The sequence below is a fragment of the Bacillus sp. FSL M7-0558 genome (assembly GCF_038003245.1).
Taxonomy (GTDB): domain Bacteria; phylum Bacillota; class Bacilli; order Bacillales; family Bacillaceae; genus Bacillus; species Bacillus pumilus.
In genome coordinates, this window is record NZ_JBBOOU010000001.1 from 3,352,299 (window position 1) to 3,370,641 (window position 18,343).

General features: G+C 40.8%; 19 protein-coding genes. 4 read left to right on the top strand and 15 right to left on the bottom strand.

Going from position 1 to position 18,343, the window contains the following annotated elements; all coding sequences use genetic code 11:
- Positions 1 to 88: 88 nt before the first annotated feature.
- Positions 89 to 463 carry a response regulator gene (locus MHB79_RS17055; RefSeq protein WP_003214681.1) on the bottom strand — a complete coding sequence of 125 codons (375 nt, stop codon included), beginning with the start codon at positions 461 to 463 and terminating at the stop codon, positions 89 to 91.
- 180 nt (positions 464 to 643) lie between these two features.
- Here MHB79_RS17055 and MHB79_RS17060 point away from each other — a divergent pair, with 180 nt between their 5' ends.
- Entirely contained in the window at positions 644 to 1,174 is a 531-nt protein-coding gene (locus tag MHB79_RS17060) for a DUF2529 domain-containing protein (protein WP_268459175.1), read from the top strand.
- Between the two features lie 42 nt (positions 1,175 to 1,216).
- Here the strand turns inward: MHB79_RS17060 and pyrG are convergent, their stop codons facing one another.
- From pyrG to MHB79_RS17130, 14 genes are all read right to left on the bottom strand, one after another.
- The gene (pyrG, locus tag MHB79_RS17065) at positions 1,217 to 2,824 is read right to left on the bottom strand and encodes a glutamine hydrolyzing CTP synthase (RefSeq protein ID WP_003215143.1); all 1,608 of its coding nucleotides are present in this window, start codon (positions 2,822 to 2,824) and stop codon (positions 1,217 to 1,219) included.
- Positions 2,825 to 3,062: 238 nt separating this feature from the next.
- Positions 3,063 to 3,602, bottom strand: a complete 540-nt coding sequence (gene rpoE, locus MHB79_RS17070; RefSeq protein ID WP_003214586.1) for a DNA-directed RNA polymerase subunit delta — start codon at positions 3,600 to 3,602, stop codon at positions 3,063 to 3,065.
- Between the two features lie 500 nt (positions 3,603 to 4,102).
- On the bottom strand, positions 4,103 to 4,606 hold the full coding sequence (locus tag MHB79_RS17075) for a hypothetical protein (RefSeq protein ID WP_335365249.1): 504 nt from the start codon (positions 4,604 to 4,606) through the stop codon (positions 4,103 to 4,105).
- Positions 4,585 to 5,199, bottom strand: coding sequence for an ATP-binding cassette domain-containing protein (locus tag MHB79_RS17080; protein ID WP_340990312.1), 615 nt, complete (start codon positions 5,197 to 5,199; stop codon positions 4,585 to 4,587). Before MHB79_RS17080 ends, MHB79_RS17075 begins: the two co-directional genes overlap by 22 nt.
- Positions 5,200 to 5,229: 30 nt before the next feature.
- On the bottom strand, positions 5,230 to 5,760 hold the full coding sequence (locus MHB79_RS17085; protein WP_340990314.1) for a stage II sporulation protein M: 531 nt from the start codon (positions 5,758 to 5,760) through the stop codon (positions 5,230 to 5,232).
- Positions 5,761 to 5,773: 13 nt separating this feature from the next.
- Positions 5,774 to 6,220, bottom strand: coding sequence for a hypothetical protein (locus tag MHB79_RS17090; RefSeq protein ID WP_310425433.1), 447 nt, complete (start codon positions 6,218 to 6,220; stop codon positions 5,774 to 5,776).
- Between the two features lie 695 nt (positions 6,221 to 6,915).
- On the bottom strand, positions 6,916 to 7,095 hold the full coding sequence (locus tag MHB79_RS17095; protein WP_310425431.1) for a hypothetical protein: 180 nt from the start codon (positions 7,093 to 7,095) through the stop codon (positions 6,916 to 6,918).
- Between the two features lie 149 nt (positions 7,096 to 7,244).
- Positions 7,245 to 7,535, bottom strand: coding sequence for an uberolysin/carnocyclin family circular bacteriocin (locus MHB79_RS17100; protein WP_025093875.1), 291 nt, complete (start codon positions 7,533 to 7,535; stop codon positions 7,245 to 7,247).
- Positions 7,536 to 8,585: 1,050 nt separating this feature from the next.
- Complete coding sequence (locus tag MHB79_RS17105; protein WP_310425428.1) at positions 8,586 to 8,777, bottom strand: hypothetical protein; 192 nt, start codon at positions 8,775 to 8,777, stop codon at positions 8,586 to 8,588.
- A 352-nt stretch (positions 8,778 to 9,129) separates the two neighbouring features.
- A complete protein-coding gene (locus MHB79_RS17110; protein ID WP_335355940.1) occupies positions 9,130 to 10,272 on the bottom strand; it encodes an acyl-CoA dehydrogenase in 1,143 nt (380 codons plus the stop codon).
- 16 nt (positions 10,273 to 10,288) lie between these two features.
- Complete coding sequence (locus tag MHB79_RS17115) at positions 10,289 to 11,401, bottom strand: acyl-CoA dehydrogenase family protein (RefSeq protein ID WP_335365711.1); 1,113 nt, start codon at positions 11,399 to 11,401, stop codon at positions 10,289 to 10,291.
- Between the two features lie 11 nt (positions 11,402 to 11,412).
- Positions 11,413 to 12,276, bottom strand: coding sequence for a 3-hydroxybutyryl-CoA dehydrogenase (locus MHB79_RS17120; RefSeq protein ID WP_340990319.1), 864 nt, complete (start codon positions 12,274 to 12,276; stop codon positions 11,413 to 11,415).
- A gap of 19 nt (positions 12,277 to 12,295) precedes the next feature.
- Complete coding sequence (locus tag MHB79_RS17125) at positions 12,296 to 13,471, bottom strand: acetyl-CoA C-acetyltransferase (RefSeq protein WP_335365713.1); 1,176 nt, start codon at positions 13,469 to 13,471, stop codon at positions 12,296 to 12,298.
- A 102-nt stretch (positions 13,472 to 13,573) separates the two neighbouring features.
- On the bottom strand, positions 13,574 to 15,685 hold the full coding sequence (locus MHB79_RS17130; RefSeq protein WP_340990322.1) for a heterodisulfide reductase-related iron-sulfur binding cluster: 2,112 nt from the start codon (positions 15,683 to 15,685) through the stop codon (positions 13,574 to 13,576).
- A 143-nt stretch (positions 15,686 to 15,828) separates the two neighbouring features.
- Here MHB79_RS17130 and cls point away from each other — a divergent pair, with 143 nt between their 5' ends.
- The 3 genes from cls to MHB79_RS17145 all read left to right on the top strand — a co-directional run bounded on the left by cls (position 15,829) and on the right by MHB79_RS17145 (position 18,328).
- On the top strand, positions 15,829 to 17,025 hold the full coding sequence (gene cls / locus MHB79_RS17135; protein WP_335355937.1) for a cardiolipin synthase: 1,197 nt from the start codon (positions 15,829 to 15,831) through the stop codon (positions 17,023 to 17,025).
- Positions 17,026 to 17,037: 12 nt separating this feature from the next.
- Positions 17,038 to 18,000: a UV DNA damage repair endonuclease UvsE gene (gene uvsE, locus MHB79_RS17140; protein WP_340990324.1), complete on the top strand. Its 963-nt coding sequence runs from the start codon at positions 17,038 to 17,040 to the stop codon at positions 17,998 to 18,000.
- Between the two features lie 73 nt (positions 18,001 to 18,073).
- Positions 18,074 to 18,328 (top strand): hypothetical protein, encoded by a 255-nt coding sequence (locus MHB79_RS17145; RefSeq protein WP_003215306.1) that lies wholly within the window; start codon positions 18,074 to 18,076, stop codon positions 18,326 to 18,328.
- Positions 18,329 to 18,343 lie beyond the last annotated feature (15 nt).

The window sequence follows — 18,343 nt, forward strand, 5'->3', positions numbered from 1 at the left end:
TCAAAGTCAGATCGCTTTCTTCTTCTTATCTAGGATACCAATTATTCGACAAATCGGCAACAGAATGACTCGATTCAATCATTTCCATCTAACCGTTTGTTTCGAGCGGTAAGTATTCTTTGACAGCATCTCGGATCTCATCAATATCAAAAGGTTTCGCAAAATGCGTCAAAGCACCGAGTTCTTTGGATTCTTGGATCATGTCTAATTCCCCATAGGCTGTCATAATGATGACACGGATGTCTTCATCAATTAATTTCATGCGTTTTAAAATTTCAATTCCATCCATTCCGGGAATCTTCATATCAAGCAGCACAAGATTTGGTCTATGATTTTTCACAATATCTAACGCCTGAAGTCCATTGGCTGCTTGGAAGGTTTGATAGCCTTCTTTATGAAACACTTCATTCAATAATATTCTAATACCATATTGATCATCGACAATTAAAATTTTCTCATTCATCTGTTACACCCCATTGCTTTCATTTTTCGCCATAAAAAGAGCTGTTGTTAAATAATTCTGTTTGATTTTCACATTTCCTTTATTTATAATAGTTTACTTTACGACATTTTCTGAGCATTTTTCCTAATATTCTCTTTATATTCTATTATAAAATGATCTGACCGAAGGAGGAAATCAGTCTTGTTAAAAATTTTCACGACCCAGTTATCAGGTATTTTTTCACGTATTGGAGAAAAGCAGGCTGAAGCAATCGAGGATGGTGCACGCCTTCTTGCACAAGCCGTTGTCAGTGGACATGCTGTTTATTTTCACGGGAAGAATGAACTGGCTGCTGTAGCCCTAGAGGCAACTGAAAGCAAGGAGCCATTTCCAGGTGCGAAAGTGCTGCCGCTTGATCAAATGGAACGCAGCTTGCTTCATCCAAGCGATAGAGTGCTGCTATTTTATTCAGACCCAGAAGACGAGGAGATTCAATCTCTTGTAAAAGAACTGCACGCGCAAGGGACGCCCGTTGTTGGTGTCGGGCCGGCACAAAAGGAGTCGTCCATGATTGAAGAGCATTGTGATGTCCATATTGATTTTCAGCTCAAGAAACCGCTTGTGCCTGCTGATGACGGAACAAGGTTCGGTTATCCTGCTTTAATGACATGCTTATACGTCTACCACGCTCTATCGTTTACTGTGAAAGAAATCGTTGAGGAATATGAATAAAAAAACTGCCGAGAAGATGATATTCTCGGCAGTTTTTTTGTTTTATTTTGATTCAGATGCTTGCAGTGAAGCACCAACGAAATCTCTAAATAATGGCTGAGGTCTTGTCGGTCTTGAGACGAATTCTGGGTGGAATTGAGAAGCAAGGAACCAAGGATGATCCTTCAGCTCGATAATTTCAACAAGACGTCCGTCTGGGCTTGTACCAGAGAAGACAAATCCTGCCGCTTCCATTTGCTGTCTGAATTCATTATTAAACTCATAGCGATGGCGGTGGCGTTCGTAGACCACTTCATCATTGTATGCAGCAAATGCTTTGGAGTCTTCATTTAATTTACATGGATACAGACCAAGACGAAGTGTTCCGCCTAAATCATCTACATCCTTCTGTTCTGGAAGAAGGTCAATAATTGGGAATGCTGTTTCAGGATCAATTTCCGCTGAATGAGCTCCTTCAAGGCCTAGTACGTTTCGTGCATATTCGATTGACGCAACTTGCATTCCTAAGCAAATTCCGAAGAATGGCACTTTGTTTTCACGGGCATATTGTGTAGCAATAATTTTCCCTTCCACTCCGCGGTCTCCGAAGCCTCCAGGAACGATGATGCCATCGACATCTTGCGCGAAATCAGCCATATTTTCTGCTGTCACTTCTTCTGCATTGATCCATTTGATTTGAACGTCTGCATCAAATGCATAACCAGCATGGCGAAGTGATTCAACGACAGAAATGTATGCATCTTGCAATTCAACATATTTTCCTACTAGACCAATTGTGACTTGTTTTGAGAGGTTTTGCACTTTATCGACTAGCGCTGTCCACTCCGTCATGTCTGCATCTTGGCAATCAAGTTTCATATGTTCACATACAAGCTTGTCTAGTCCTTGTTTTTGTAAATCAAGCGGAATAGAGTACAGCGTGTCTGCATCCTGACATTCGATAACAGCTTTTGTATCAATATCACAGAATAACGCAATTTTGTCCTTCATGTCCTGGGTCATTGGCATTTCAGTTCTGACCACAATAACGTTTGGCTGAATACCAAGGCTGCGAAGTTCTTTTACACTATGCTGTGTCGGTTTTGTTTTCAGTTCACCTGCTGCCCGAATGTAAGGAACAAGGGTACAATGAATGTACATGACGTTTTCACGGCCAATGTCACTCTTCATTTGACGAATCGCTTCTAGGAATGGAAGGGATTCGATGTCTCCTACTGTTCCGCCGATTTCTGTGATGACCACATCTGCACCTGTTTCTTTTCCGGCACGGTACACGCGATCTTTAATTTCATTTGTAATATGGGGAATAACCTGTACAGTTCCGCCTAAATAGTCACCGCGGCGCTCTTTCTTCAGAACAGTAGAGTAGATTTTACCTGTTGTGACGTTGCTGTACTTATTTAAGTTAATATCAATGAAGCGCTCATAGTGACCTAAATCAAGGTCTGTTTCAGCACCGTCATCTGTGACGAAAACCTCACCGTGCTGATATGGACTCATCGTCCCTGGGTCTACGTTGATATATGGATCGAATTTTTGAATGGTGACATCCATCCCTCTATTTTTCAGAAGGCGGCCTAACGAGGCAGCCGTGATCCCTTTTCCAAGTGAGGAAACAACTCCTCCTGTTACAAAAATATACTTTGTCATTTCGTATGCTCCTCTCTTTTTTACCCTTGCATGACTAGACATGCACAGCTTCATCCTTTTTAGAGTGTATCCCTAAATCTCTTGAAAAATAAGAAAGCTCCCTTTCAAATAAATGAAAGGGAGCGTAAATGAACGTATCTTTACGTACTCTTTTTAGAGAGCCCAAAATACATACTACATAGTTCGCTCTCGAAAGTCAAGACGGTTTTGTCCTGTTTTGAGGACCGGTTTATGAGGGTTATTTCTCTTCCTCTTTATCGTCTAAATCGTCTTCGTCAATTTCTGTTAAGCCGTCATCATCTTCGTCATCATCTTCGTCGAATTCTTCTATATCTTCCTCAATTTCCTCATCATCGTCTAGGTCGAGATCATCGTCGTCTTCAACAAGATCAAGGTCTTCTTCAAGCTCTTCGATTTCCTCTTCCTCTTCAATTTCATCGAAGTCTTCTTCAACGACAGCTGCTTTTGTCTTTTTCTTTTTCGCTTTTGTTTTCACAGCTGGCTGAACTTCTTCTTCGATTTGATCAACTGGATACCAGCTGCGAAGTCCCCATCTCTGATCACCTAACGAAATAAAGCGGCCATCTATATTTAAGTCTGTATAAAATTGAGCAAGGCGATCATCAAGATCAGATTTTTGTATTCCTTGTAAACGGACCATTTCATCTATTAACTCGGAAAACGTAATCGGTGTTTTGCTGTCTCTGAAAATTTCATAAGCAAGTTCAACTAAAGACATGTGCTTGAGCTGCTCCTGTGAGTATTCTTTCAAACTCAAGGTCAGACACTCCCTTTCTATTACATGTATGTATCCATTTATCAGTGAAATAATAAGTGTTTATCCCTTATTTTTACGACAAACCATACCTCTCATTATAAACAAATTAGGGGAGTTTATGCCACCTTTAATCATGTTAATTTTTGATTTTTTCTCAAGGGGAGCACCTTTTGGTCCATTATCTGCGTGAAATCGGACTGGTTCTGGTGTCCGGCATGCTTTTAGTTTGCCGCTCTATTCAATCCAAATGAAAAAATTGGAACAATCAGAGGCAGCACTGTTGATTGAATAAAATTTGGCTATCATTTGAACAAAGTGATCATCCATTTTTTGTAAAAATCATAAAAAGGCACACGTCTACGGGTTAAGTTTACGTGTACCTTTAATGAAAAAGTATAAAACCTTTTTTCAATAACCTTGTATTCATTTTTATGCGAATACCGTTACTTCTTTTCGCAAGCTTTGTTTCACTTGAAAGTTCATGCTCTACTTATTATTCATTACAGTACAGCGACTATTTCTTTTCCTAAGGAAATTAAAGCATCTATAATAAATGGTGCCGCAAAGAGAATCGATGCTTTCCAGTTCGCTTTTTTGTATTGAAAAAAGAACAAGATCAACACTGCTCCTATGAGTGCCGTGAAAAGGTACAGCCATAAGCTTTGTATTTGCAAGATCCCCATACATATTACATTAATAAACATAATGATAATCTTAGGAATCAGAGCATAAAACAAATGGCCCTTAACCTCCGGAGCAAAGATCATTAATAAGAATTTAGCGATGAGATATTGTACTAAGAGACTGATGGTGGTTAGAATTGTTGTAATGACAACAATTAGATTCAGCATCGTTTCATAGGACATATCCTCTAACAAAGCTCTTAAATCATCTAATTGCGAAATGTAGCCATTCAACTCAATAGCAAAAGTAACGAAATAATAATTGGCCAGAATAAAAATGACCAATGATATCAGTGATGTTATTCTTGGACGTTGTTCCATAATAGCCTCCCATCCCCTATACTCACAATGCTTGAATGATCGTTTAATCGTTTATTCACCATGCTATGGGAAACATATATGATGGTTGAAATTTTTTTAATAGAGAGATTCACTAGCCTCTCAGATAGCATCTCTATACTCTCTGAATCTAGAGATGACATGGTTTCATCAATTAGGATGGTTTTCCAATCTTTTACGAATAATAAAGACAACCCTACCTTCGCTTTCATACCCGTAGATGCTCTACTATACGAACCATCTAAGTTACCATCAAAAAAATCATTCACAATACCCATTTGTTCTTCAGTTGGTACAATACGAAACGTATTCCACAAAATCTCAAGGTTTTCTCTAATTGTAAATGGATGAATGCCAATAGGGTCCACATTTAAATAAAGAGTCGATTCTTTGTTTGTCTCAATATCTCCAGAGTATCTCTTATCTAATCCAGCTATCATTTTAAGGAGAGTGCTTTTACCTGCACCATTTCGCCCCACTAAATGAAAGAGACCTGATGGAACTGAAAAATTCATTTTATCTAGTATGATATTGTTTTTGAACTTCTTCGTACATTCTACAAATTCTAATCCCACTTGAATCCCCTTCTCTGTCGTATAGAGTCTTCAATAAAACCAGCTATGATTGATAATCATAGAAAATAATAATGAATCATATCCTTCAATAAAAGCAGCTATTATTAGGATGACTAACGATAGCAGATAATAAGGAATCATTTTTTTCATGACTCCTAAAGCAGCTTTAATTGATTTCGTATAAATTAAAGTGAAAAGCACATACTGGCTTATCCCTTGATAAAACAACATATTTGGAAATTCTAATAGCCCATGAGGAATTAGTTTACCTAAAGCTTCTTGTGCTCCTAGCGTTCTAAAACCCATCGTAATGACAAAGGACGAGCCTCCAAAATCCATTATTTGAAATAATGGCGACAACAAGAAACCCAGTAAATACATTGCAAAGTTCGTTAGGTTATGCGTCAGGACTACAGACATAAATTCCTGGCCCGAAGTTGGCGGTGCTGCTTCAAATAATTCTTTGTTGACTATATTCCCAAGATAAATTCCTGTACCTATCAGCAATATACAATAGATTGAGTAGTACCACAGAAAATATTTCAATCTTTTATGTATCATATTCCTCCTCTTTTCATGAAGTAATCGTGAAAATTGTAATGCATATGAGTAATAAAATTGGCAAGGACAGCTTCAATAACTTATGTTCATAATCGTTGATTAATAGTTCTGTTTTTCTGAAATATACGACCCCAATAAAGATGATTAAAGGCAGCGATAACGTATTTTTAAGAATGATTGAGATATCAGACGTGTTGATCATTACTCCGACTATTCCACACATACTTACAAAAATCAGTACGAGACATAGTAAATAAATCGTACTGGATTTAAACCTCTCGTACGGACTCACAATCAAAGAGGATTGCAACGTCTCGATTCTTGCCCTATCAAGTACAATCTCTTCCTTTTTCGACCCTATTAAGATTTCTAAGATCGTAATAAAGTTTATATAGACTAAAATGAGCGCAGGTAGATTTTCTATTTTCGTTAAAAAGGATTGGGCGAAATAAGTAAGCACTGATACTAAGGCGCCTATTAAAATGATTAATATTTTATTACTAGCGATATAAGACAAAAATAAACACAGAATATTTCCAGACCTATATTGCTTATTCGCACTTTTTAGGAAGGAAAGTCCAGTTGTCAAAGGTATCCTATGAGAATTACTTATGTAAATGTAAATAAGAAGAAACTGTACTATTTGCAGTATCATAACTGCTTCAAAAGTGGACGTTATGATATACCAAAATTGCAACAAAAGAAGTATTCTGTTTATGATATTGAATAGACCCGACAATAATTGAGATGCAAAAGAAAGCAGCACGACAATAAGTGCTAGTATGATAATGAAATATTGATTTTCTACTAACAAAAAGGTTAAAGCAATGAAACAAGCCAAAAGTAATTGAACTGAATATCCTTTTTTAATCGTAAAGAATAAATGTTTCAACAACAATTGTTTAGAGACAAAGACCAAGCCTGGCTGCTGTCTTCTATACGGTAATACACAACGATTAATATTAGCTGTAGCTACAATGTATATTGAAATAAAAACAAAGCTGTTTAGGTAAGTGCCGGGAATCTCACTCCGATATAAAATCAACGCTCCCATCACAATGAAAGAAAAAAGAACCATCCCAATATAATTGAGGTACCCCATTATACTTTGATCATATATTTTAAATAGTTTATTAGTTTTATGCATAAGTCATCTTAAAAAGCAGCAGCTTTCACTTCTCCTTGTTTTTTATGTACAACCATAATCGCAGCGGCAGCCACAGTAATAACACATAGATTGGCTGCTATCAAAGAACCATCTCCAACGAATAAAGATGCCATTGTAACTGCAAATAACAATAGTGAGAATGAGCCAAGTTTATTTGCTTTCATCATGAAATTTCCTCCTAATTAATGTTTTATTACAAGCCACATGGGCATAAAACGTTAAATTAGTTTTCAAATCATTGTCTATCAGCGCCATTTCACCTGACTTTTGGAAAAAAAATCATCTCAATTAAAGATTGAGATGATTTTTTTTTAGTTTAAAAAGCAGCAGCTTTCGCTTTTCCTTGTTTCTTAAGGATAGCCAAAATAGTAGCAGCTACACCTGAACTAATTGTGCCTACGCCAGTGAAAACACCAACGATTGTAATGACTGTCGCTACTGAGGACCAAGTATCTAAGAAATTAACTACTGTTGCCGCAGTTGCAGTACTAACACCTAGATTTGCTGCAATCAAAGAACCATTACCAATCACTAAAGCTACTAATGTTACCGCAAGAAGTGATAGCGATAATAAAGCATAAAACTTAGAATCTGTTGCTTTCGTCATAATATGACCTCCTTCGATTATTTACTACTTCTTTAGTCTAGCAAGAAGTAAATTACATTTCAATATTTTTTTGGAAAATTTGTAATATTTATTTAATTAACGGTATTTGTAATCAGTTTTTATCAGGATTTACGTTCATTTTCCATTTTTACTGGGCACTTATGTAATAGCATAAAATGCTCTGATTCATTCAAATCTAGTCAGAATTTCTGATAAACACTATCAAAATTCAATTCGTTTCAAATCTTCAGTGCTTTTTTTAGAGGCAGGTAAACTTTCATGATGAATTTTTTTGAGAGATGCTCGTTGTAGTCCTTCAATTATTACTGAAATATTCTTGAACAATCGGAGTTCATCCGTTGACAGAGCCCAAGTTCAAAAATTAACTGAATAATCATGATGGATGTGAAAAAAGAGTTGATTTTATTTTGAATTCAAGTGAAGTGATGAATGGGAAGTACAGTTATACACATTGACCCTAAGGAGCGAAGAACCGTATCTGTATGAAAAAGTGATTCATTTTTGGAAATATATCAGGTATCTTTATACATTTCAGTTCCTATCATAGCTTTTGAAAAATTGTAACATTTAGAAAATGTGATAAATATACTATTTTCTAAAACACAACATAAGTCCCTACTAATTGAAGTGAAAAAAGAAGAAAATGGATTAAATTACCTAGTCAAATTGAATCAATTTCCTCAATTCCAAAAAAATCGAGATACTCATATTGAGTTGTCTCGACTTCGGTTTGATATCAAAATAGATACCCTTTATTCAAATCCTTGAACGTATGATGAAAAATAATGGCTGCTTTTTGCATTAATCCTCTGTATATTCGTTTTTCTGTATTTTCTTTAGAAGATTCAGCTATTCGGGCAAAAAAAGAATTGCTTATTTATGTAGGAAGAATCATAACCAACACGTTAGAAATGAGGCTGAACTGTGACAATTCTGCAAAGTTTAAACACATTAGTGAATGAGATGAACTTTTTTATATAATTTTCAAACAGCTTTCATAACGATACACTTTTTTCGTTTATTTTAAAGCTAGAGTTTCTGAATTAATGAAATGACTATTGCTATGGTCAATATAATGCCTGCAAACATTAAAACAATTAATTTTCTACGGCTATTTTCTTTTTCATTTTGATCTTTCTTTGAAGACTTCGAAAGTTCTGTGGAAACCATGATCCATATCACCAAAGTTACAATCGCTAAGATAGTAGTAGTTGTGGTCATAATAACCTCCCATATTTTTATTTTCTCAATTTTAACATAAGGCTAATATAATATGGCTCAATACTGGAAATCATCTTAAATTCAGGAAAACCTGACTATTACCTTGTATGTGGGTTATCGCTATATTATTCTTGAGGTCTAATTCTTTAGTAGGTATATTGCCAATTCACATGTACCAATACTCACTACTTCATCAGTTACAAATCACTCATACGTTAAAGCTGTTTCCTGTTGCCGACACTATCCTTTTACAACCCTAAAATAAAAAAACTTTGGATGATGCTAATGATTAATACTTCATGAACCAAACCCAAAACAGACCACCTCACATCAGGTGGTCTTTGCTTTGTTTCTACATATCTAGCAGTTTGCGCGAGATGACTAGGCGCTGGATTTCCTGTGTGCCTTCATAAATTTGGGTGATTTTCGCATCACGCATGTATCGTTCGACTGGGTAATCCTTTGTATAGCCGTAGCCGCCGAAGATTTGGACGGCTTCTGTTGTTACCTTCATGGCTGTATCTCCAGCAAAGAGCTTGGACATTGCTGATTCCTTTCCATACGGGAGCCCTTTCGTTTCGAGCCATGCTGCCTGATAAGTGAGCAGCCTGGAGGCTTCAATTGCGGTTGCCATATCTGCTAGCTTAAAAGCAATTCCTTGCTGCTGAATGATTGGTTTGCCGAATTGCTTGCGCTCCTTCGCATAATCGACTGCCGCATCAAGAGCGCCTTGTGCAATCCCAACTGCCTGTGCAGCAATGCCGTTTCTGCCGCCATCGAGGGTCATCATCGCTATTTTAAAGCCTTCTCCTTCTTGTCCGAGCCGGTTCCTTTCATGAATCCGGCAATCTTCAAATCGAATTTCGGTCGTTGGCGATGAACGAATGCCCAGTTTGCTTTCCTTTTTGCCAACAGAGAAGCCCGGTGTCTCTTTTTCTACAATAAAGGCAGTCGTATTTCGAGATGCAGCTTCTTGGTCTGTCACAGCAAACACAATATAATAATCCGCAATGCCTCCATTTGTAATAAAGATTTTCGCACCGTTCAGGACGTATTCATTGCCTGCCTTTACTGCCGTTGTCTTCATTCCGCCGGCATCTGAACCCGAACCGCTCTCAGTGAGTGCATATGCCCCTACCTTCTGTCCTTCTGCAAGCGGCTTTAAATAGGTCTCTTTTTGTTCATCTGTTCCGAAAGTATAGATGGGCCACGAGGCGAGAGAGGTGTGGGCGGAGAGGGTGACGCCTGTAGAGGCGCACACTCTTGAAAGCTCCTCCACTGCGATGACGTAGGCTAAATAATCACTACCGATCCCGCCTACCTCTTCCGGCCAAGGGATCCCCGTTAAACCGAGCTCCGCCATTTGGCGAAAAATAGTTGGATCATACGTTTCTGTCTCATCCCGCTCTGCTGCTGTTGGCTCTACTTCATTTTTCGCAAAATCCCTCACCATTTTTTGAATCATTTCATGTTCATCACTTAATTGAAACTGCATCATGAGCCACCTCGTTTCATATTAGCTGTTTACAAATGACCAGCCTTTGAATTTCACTTGTTCCTTCATAGATTTCACAAACTTTCGCATCACGAAAGTAACGTTGTGCTTGATAGCGATTCGTATAACCATCCATGCCGAGCAAATGGATCACTTCTGTACTGATCTCAACTGCCGTTCTTGAGGCAAATAGCTTTGCCATGGATGCTTCCTTTGTGACCGGACGATTCGCCTCTTTATAAGAAGCCGCTTGATAGACTAATAGTTTGGCTGCTTCAAGCTTCGCTGCCAAATCACCCAGCCGAATGGTCGTTTCTAGACCTGCCGAGTGCTGTTTTAAATAAGTCACTGCCTCAGTTAATGCGGCTTCTGCAATGCCGAGGCTTTGAGCCGCGATACCGATTCTCCCCGCATTTAAACTAGACATGGCTATGTGAAAGCCCTCTCCTTCTGCACCGAGCAGCTGCTGTTTTGGAATCCGCACAGCATCAAAATGAAGCGTAACGGTTTTTGACCCGTGCAGTCCCATCTTTTTCTCATCTTTTCCGATCGTAAATCCTGGTGTATCTTTCTCAACAATGAATGCCGATATATTTTTTTTCGCAGAAGCAGGATCTGTCACGGCAAAGACAAGATACAGTTCTGCTTCCCCGCCGCTTGTGATAAACATTTTTGTACCATTTAACACATAATGGTCGCCCGCCCGCTTTGCCCTTAGCTGAATACTGGAGGCATCTGATCCTGCCTTCGGTTCAGTCAGGCAAAATGCTCCCAGCTTCTGCCCGGATGCAAGCAGCGGAACATAGGATTCTTTTTGCTCATTCGTTCCAAAAGCCAAAATAGGCATCGTCACAACAGATGTATGAACGGACACAATGACACCGATGGTCGCACTCACTTTGGATAATTCATGAATGGCGATGATATACGTTGTAAAATCTGCTCCTAAGCCTTGATACGAAGCTGGTATTGGAATCCCCAGAAAGCCTTGTCGTCCCATTTCTGCTAAAAGTGTTGTTGGGAACTGACCTTGTTCCATGGCTTCCACTTCAGGGAATATACGCTGTCTTGCAAATTCTGCTGCCTGTTCTCTCCAGAGTCGCTGTTGATCCGTAAGCAAAACATCCATTTTGACTCCCCCTATGAGTGGTCGTGGTATGTGTAAAAACCTCTCTTTGTCTTTTTGCCCAGCCAGCCTGCATTCACGTATTTTTTCAAAAGAGGACAAGGTCGATATTTGCTATCCCCAAGTCCCTCATGAAGGGTATTCATAATAAATAAACATGTATCTAGTCCGATGAAATCAGCGAGACGAAGTGGCCCCATTGGGTGATTCATTCCAAGCGTCATGACACCGTCAATGCTTTCTGCATCTGCCACGCCTTCATAAAGGGTGTAAATGGCTTCATTGATCATTGGCATCAATATGCGGTTTGATACAAACCCTGGGAAGTCTTCCACTTCAATTGGGGTTTTGTTTAATGTCTTTGCTGTTTCACAAACGAGTTGATACGTGTCGTCACTCGTTTGCAGCGCTCGAATGACCTCAACGAGTTTCATGACAGGCACCGGATTCATAAAATGCATGCCAATCACTTGCTCCGGTCTACTCGTAACAGCTGCTAATTCTGTGATCGACAAGGAGGATGTGTTTGTTGCAAATATCGTCTTCGCCTCTGCAAATTGATCAAGTGTCTCAAAGATTTGTTTTTTCACACTCATTTGTTCAGATGCAGCTTCAATCACTAAACGTGCCTGCTGCACGTCCTTTAAATCTGTAGATACGGCAAGCCGCTGCGTAATATCTCGGACTGCCTGATGGGCTAGCTTTCCTTTTTCTGCTCGTTTCGTCAGTTGTGTGGTCATGGAGGAAATGGCTCGATGAATCTGCTTTTCAGATGCATCATGCAGCAGGACTGTGTAGCCAGACTGAGCAAAAACTTGGGCAATGCCTGATCCCATTTGACCAGCTCCAACGACCATGACGGTTTCTTCTGTACTCATGACGATGAACGCCTCCCTTTTAATCTACCTTTATCATGATGGCATCTCCTTGACCGCCTCCACTGCAAATCGCCGCAATGCCAATACCGCCGCCTCTTTGTTTTAATGCATGAATCAAGGTCAATATGATCCGTGTTCCGCTTGCTCCAATGGGATGACCAAGCGCAACTGCACCACCGTTGATATTCATTTTCCGCCGGTCCAGCCCGATTATTTTTTCACATGCCAGCGCCACAGCTGAGAAGGCCTCATTGATTTCAAATAGATCAATATCCTCTAGACGCTTGCCTGTTTTCTGTAAAATTTTCTCGATAGCAAAGGCTGGTGTTTTCGGAAAATCCTTTGCCTCTACAGCTACCTGCGTATGACCAAGCACGATTGCCATTGGCTTGAGGTCATGCTGCTTTGCATATGTGTCTTTCATTAAAAGAAGCGCACTTGCTCCATCATTGACACCTGGTGCATTTCCAGCGGTAATGGTACCCGTTTGATCAAAAACAGGCATGAGCTTTGACAGCCGTTCATATGACGTATCACGCCGCGGGGATTCATCTTCTGTGATCAGCCGCTCTCCCGTTTTCGTCTTGACGGTGACGGGGGTGATTTCATGCTGGAAAAAGCCGTTTCTCTGCGCTTCGATCGCCCGTTCATGACTTCTTAATGCCCAAAGATCTTGCTCTTCCCGCGTGATACCGAGCTCCTTCGCAGCCATGCTCCCATACTCACCCATATGAACGCCTGTAAAAGAACAGGTTAATCCATCTAAAATCATCGCATCTTGTACCGCACCATCTCCCATTTTGTAGCCCCATCGCGCTTTTTTTAGCAAATAAGGGGCGTCTGACATGGATTCCATACCGCCCGCTACGATGACCTCCGCATCTCCAGCTCGGATGATTTGATCTGCTGTGCTCACACTGCGCATACCTGATGCACAGACTTTATTGATGGTTTGCGTCGGAACGGACCACGGAAGATCAGCATGTCTTGCTGCTTGCCTTGAAGGAATCTGACCTTGTCCTCCCTGCAAAACACTTCCCATGATGACCTCATCCACATGATGTGAACCTGGCACTCTTTCCAGCGCAGCCTTGATGGCCATTCCGCCTAGTTCTGCGGCACTCAACCCACTGAAAGCACCGCCTAGTTTTCCAAATGGTGTTCTTGCTCCAGATACAATGACCGTCTTACTCATGTATGTCCCCTCCAGTTTGTTACCGCTTACATATTGTCTAAACAGCAGATGTACAGCGCCATGTATAAGCCGATGAACATTCTATTCATCGGCCTGTTTTGTTTACGAAACCTGCTTTCCAGCCTCGCCAAACACTGATTTTTCAAGAAGCTCTGCGACATCAAATGTACCTACCTGATCCTCTACTTCCTTTGCCTTCGTGCCATCTCCCAGCATCGTTAAGCAATAAGGACACCCTGAGCTAATGATGGACGGCTGCACCTGTAACGCCTGCTCCGTTCGGGCAGTGTTAATCCGGGTACCCGTCTCTTCTTCCATCCACATTAAGCCCCCGCCGGCACCGCAGCACATACCAGTTTCACGATGACGTTCCATTTCTCTCAGCGTCACACCAGGGATGGCTTTTAAAATATCTCTCGGCGGATCATACACTTCGTTATATCTGCCTAGGTAGCAAGAGTCGTGGAAGGTGATGACCTCATTCACTTCATGTACAGGCGTTAGCTTCTCTTCTTTCACTAGCTCTGCCAGTAATTCTGTATGATGGTACACTTCTGCCTCAAGTCCGAAGTCTGGATACTCATTTTTAAATAAATTATAGGCGTGCGGATCAATCGTAACGATCTTTGTGACACCGTTTTTTTGGAATTCTTCAATGTTTTTTGCAGCAAGCTCTTGAAATAAAAATTCGTTTCCAAGCCTTCTTGGTGTATCGCCAGAGTTTTTCTCCTTATTTCCTAGAATGGCAAAGGAGACTCCTGCTTCGTTGAGAAGCTTTGCAAAGGCAAGCGCAATCTTTTGGCTTCGATTGTCATATGCCCCCATTGAACCAACCCAGAATAAATAATCGAAGGTTTGATCTGCTTTTTTCAGCTCTTTTACTGTCGGCACGTGCACATCTTCTCTCAGTTCACGCCAATTTTCTCTTTCTTTCCGGTTCAATCCCCACGGGTTCCCTTGGCGCTCTATACTTGTCATGGCACGCTGTGCATCTGCATCCATTTTCCCTTCGGTCAGCACAAGATATCTGCGCATATCAATAATCTTGTCGACGTGTTCATTCATGACAGGGCATTGGTCTTCACAGTTTCGGCACGTCGTACATGCCCAAATTTCTTCCTCTGTAATGACTTCACCAATAAGAGAAGGATGATACATCGAGCTGGCAGCCGATTCCTCTGCACCTGCTCCTCTCGCCTGCAGCGCCAGTTGATTTCCTGTTGTCTGCCTGAAGGCAAGCTGCGGAACCCAAGGCGTCTTTGATGTAATGGCGGCCCCTTTATTGGTTAAATGATCTCTTAACCTTAAAATCAAATCCATAGGAGACAGCATTTTCCCTGTACCTGTTGCTGGGCACATATTTGTGCAGCGCCCGCATTCCACACAGGCGTAAAGGTCGATCAGCTGTGACTGACGGAAGTCTTCAATTTTTCCCACACCGAAGGTCTCTTGTGTCTCATCTTCAAAATCAATTTTTTGCAGCTTGCCTGGCGGGTCTAATCTGCTGGCAAATACGTTCACCGGCCCTGCAATGAGGTGAGCATGCTTTGACTGCGGGACATACACTAAGAATGTCAGCAAAATCAGGAGATGCACCCACCATGCGACATAAAAAACGACCGTTGCCGCAAGAGGTGAAATACCGCCCAGCAAGAAAGCAACACTGGATGCGATTGGCTCAGTTGGTGATAAAGAGTGTCCATGCCAGATGATATTCATCCCGTTCCCAAGTAAAACGGTCAGCATCAAGCCGCCAATAAATAAAAGCACTAGACCGGATTTAAAGCCACGCTTTAAACGGACAAGCTTCTCCACATACCTTCTATGGAACGCCCAAACAACAGCTACTAAAATGAGAAGTGTGACTACCTCTTGGAAAAAGGTAAAGACACCGTAAAGCGGACCTAAAGGGAGTCCGCTATCTGGAACGAGTCCCTTCATAATAAAATCAAGGGCTCCGAACTGTACAAGGATAAATCCGTAGAAAAACAGCACATGAATGATGCCGCTCTTCTTGTCCTTTAACAGCTTCTTTTGCCCAAATACATTGACCCAAACACGCTCTAAGCGTTTTTTCATGTCTTGTTGGAACTCTTCTTTTTTGCCAAGACGAATGTACGCTGCTCGTGTTCGAATGAGATAAATAAACAAATACACAGCGTAAGCGGTCACCGCCGCAAATGCGATCATGTTCATGATTAAAAGGCTATTCATCTTGCTCCCCCTTTCATTCCCCAAAACCCACTTTGTTCCGTTTCCATGTTGTACCTCTATCATAAATAATGAATGAGTATTCAGTCAATATTTTTTACACGTTTGGGTACACTATTGAAATATGCAAAAAAGGAGGAAGCTTTATGATCGCATTGATCATCCTACTCGTACTCGTTATCACCGTTTGTCTCATATTGTTAGACCTTTATATGGGAAAGAAATATTTTTCTACCCGCGCTTTTGAACGATCTTTTGACCAAACAAGCGGTGATGCCGTTTTTTATCATGATGGCGAACCATTTTTTGATCAGCTGCTCACCGATATTCAGCACGCCTCTTCTTCTATTCATATGATGTTCTTTATTGTAAAGAACGACAAGATTGGTCAAAGGGTGTTACAAGCTCTCAAAGCAAAAGCGGAACAAGGGGTTTCCGTCTTTTTACTGACCGATCGATTAGGGTCCTATCCGTTTGATCAAAAGTCCATTGATATGCTGGAGAAAAGCGGCATCCAATTTTACTTTTTAAATAAGCCTCGTTTCCCTTTTTTGATATATCGGTTAAACATGAGAAATCATCGTAAAATCACGGTAATTGATGGAAAGATTGGCTATATTGGCGGGTTTAATATTGGTGATGAATATGTTGGGAAAAAGGGTCGGTTTGGTATTTGGAAGGATTATCATTTGCGCATGACGGGACAAGTTGTCGCAGATCTCCAGCATGTGTTTTTGAATGATTTATACCGGACATCTGGCATTCATCAGCTGCAATATGAGGTTTTTCCTGCTTTGGAACCGGGAGCACTACAATGCACAACACGTGCGACTGCTGGTTTTTCTTTAGAAGCTTTGTTCCTCAAAGATATTCAGCAGGCGAGGAAACAGATCATCATCTGTACACCTTACTTTATTCCATCTGCTCCTCTTCTGAGTGCACTGCTTGATGCACGAAATCGAGGCGTCACGGTTGAAATCATCATCCCAATGAAAGCAGATCATCCCCTCGTCAAAGAGGCTGGATTTCATTATTTGAAGGACCTCATTGCCTCTGGCTGCCTTGTTTATCGTTTTTATAAAGGATTTTATCATGCGAAAGCCATTCTAATTGACCAAAAACGCTGTATGATCAGTACGGCAAACTTTGATAAACGCAGCTTGTTTTTAAACGAGGAAGTAGACGTCGCCATTGATGATACCGACTTTACTGCCCACGTAGAGGAAAGGATTCGCGAGCACATAGAAGTGTCTGAGCTTATGACAGAAGAGAAATTGGCACAGCGTCCGCTTCTGTCACGTCCGCTTGAATGGGTTGCCGCCATGTTCTCTTATTTTTTATAAAGGAGATGACCTATGCGTTATCGATTCGGTTATGTATCCAATGCCGTCACCTTGTGGGAGGCTTCTCCTGCCAAGTCGCTGACCTTTGCAAGATACAGCAAGCTCTCAAAGGAAGAAGGAAAAGAGGCGTTATTACGAACAACAAAGGCCAATCTCGTGAATACATTAAGAACGCTTTATTTCGCCATTGCTTATGATATCCCGCTTTACCGTTTTTCGAGTTCGATCGTCCCGCTTGCGACCCATCCCGAGGTACGATGGGACTTTGTGACACCTTTTCAAAAGGAGTTTCTTGAAATTGGCGAGTTGGTGAAACGGCATGGGCTTCGTGTGAGCTTTCACCCCAATCAGTTCACCTTGTTTACTAGCCCCAAGCCTTCAATCACAGAAAATGCCGTGATCGACATGGCGTACCATTATCAAATGCTTGAGGCGATGAAGCTTGAAAAGGAAGGCTATATGAACATTCATGTGGGCGGTGCGTACGGTGATAAAGATTCGGCGCTTCAACGTTTTGATGAAAATATCAAACAGCTACCAGCGCATATCAAGGCGAGGATGACGCTTGAGAATGATGACAAAACGTATACGTCGTTAGAAACGCTTGGTGTATGTGAAAAGCACGGTATTCCCTTTGTTTTTGATTACCATCATCACGTGGCCAATAAAGATGACGATGCCGCGCTTGAAGACATCCTGCCAAGAATGTTCGGCACTTGGACGAGCACTGGTATTCCGCCTAAAATTCATTTATCCTCACCGAAATCAGAAAAAGCCATACGCAGTCATGCAGATGGTGTAGATATGTCCTTTGTCTTACCGCTTTTTCATGCATTAAAACCGTATGGGCGTGATATAGATTTTATGATTGAGGCGAAGTTAAAGGATCAGGCACTGCTCCGACTTGTCGAAGAGCTGTCTGCGATAAGAGGCAACAAGCGAACCGGCGGAGGAACCATTGAGTGGAAATCATAGAGAAAGGTTTATCTCTGTGCAAACAGGGGTAACAAAGCTATTGTGAGAAAGTAATCAACAGGAGGATATGAAGATGTCTCAGATCTATTCAATCCAAATCGCTGCGAAAGCATTGAATTTACATAAGCTTATTTCTCTTTATGAAAAATGCCACCAGGCTCAACATCGTCTATATGTGTATTCTAAAAAAACAATGTGTAACATCAAGAACATCGTAGAGCTTGAAACCTTCAGGCTCACTCACTTAGAATCTGACTACTTAATTGTCGTAGAGGGAAAAAAAGCGCAAGATCTCTTGCAGCCATTTGAAAAAGAGAAGGTTTCATAAAAAAGAGCAGCCATC

Excerpts from the sequence above, each read along its gene's own strand:
- MHB79_RS17055 (WP_003214681.1), bottom strand. The coding sequence starts at position 463 with ATGAATGAGAAAATTTTAATTGTCGATGATCAATATGGTATTAGAATA.
- pyrG (WP_003215143.1), bottom strand. The coding sequence starts at position 2,824 with ATGACAAAGTATATTTTTGTAACAGGAGGAGTTGTTTCCTCACTTGGA.
- MHB79_RS17075 (WP_335365249.1), bottom strand. The coding sequence starts at position 4,606 with ATGGAACAACGTCCAAGAATAACATCACTGATATCATTGGTCATTTTT.
- MHB79_RS17085 (WP_340990314.1), bottom strand. The coding sequence starts at position 5,760 with ATGATACATAAAAGATTGAAATATTTTCTGTGGTACTACTCAATCTAT.
- MHB79_RS17095 (WP_310425431.1), bottom strand. The coding sequence starts at position 7,095 with ATGATGAAAGCAAATAAACTTGGCTCATTCTCACTATTGTTATTTGCA.
- MHB79_RS17100 (WP_025093875.1), bottom strand. The coding sequence starts at position 7,535 with ATGACGAAAGCAACAGATTCTAAGTTTTATGCTTTATTATCGCTATCA.
- MHB79_RS17105 (WP_310425428.1), bottom strand. The coding sequence starts at position 8,777 with ATGACCACAACTACTACTATCTTAGCGATTGTAACTTTGGTGATATGG.
- MHB79_RS17110 (WP_335355940.1), bottom strand. The coding sequence starts at position 10,272 with ATGCAGTTTCAATTAAGTGATGAACATGAAATGATTCAAAAAATGGTG.
- MHB79_RS17115 (WP_335365711.1), bottom strand. The coding sequence starts at position 11,401 with ATGGATGTTTTGCTTACGGATCAACAGCGACTCTGGAGAGAACAGGCA.
- MHB79_RS17120 (WP_340990319.1), bottom strand. The coding sequence starts at position 12,276 with ATGAGTACAGAAGAAACCGTCATGGTCGTTGGAGCTGGTCAAATGGGA.
- MHB79_RS17125 (WP_335365713.1), bottom strand. The coding sequence starts at position 13,471 with ATGAGTAAGACGGTCATTGTATCTGGAGCAAGAACACCATTTGGAAAA.
- MHB79_RS17130 (WP_340990322.1), bottom strand. The coding sequence starts at position 15,685 with ATGAATAGCCTTTTAATCATGAACATGATCGCATTTGCGGCGGTGACC.
- cls (WP_335355937.1), top strand. The coding sequence starts at position 15,829 with ATGATCGCATTGATCATCCTACTCGTACTCGTTATCACCGTTTGTCTC.
- uvsE (WP_340990324.1), top strand. The coding sequence starts at position 17,038 with ATGCGTTATCGATTCGGTTATGTATCCAATGCCGTCACCTTGTGGGAG.
- MHB79_RS17145 (WP_003215306.1), top strand. The coding sequence starts at position 18,074 with ATGTCTCAGATCTATTCAATCCAAATCGCTGCGAAAGCATTGAATTTA.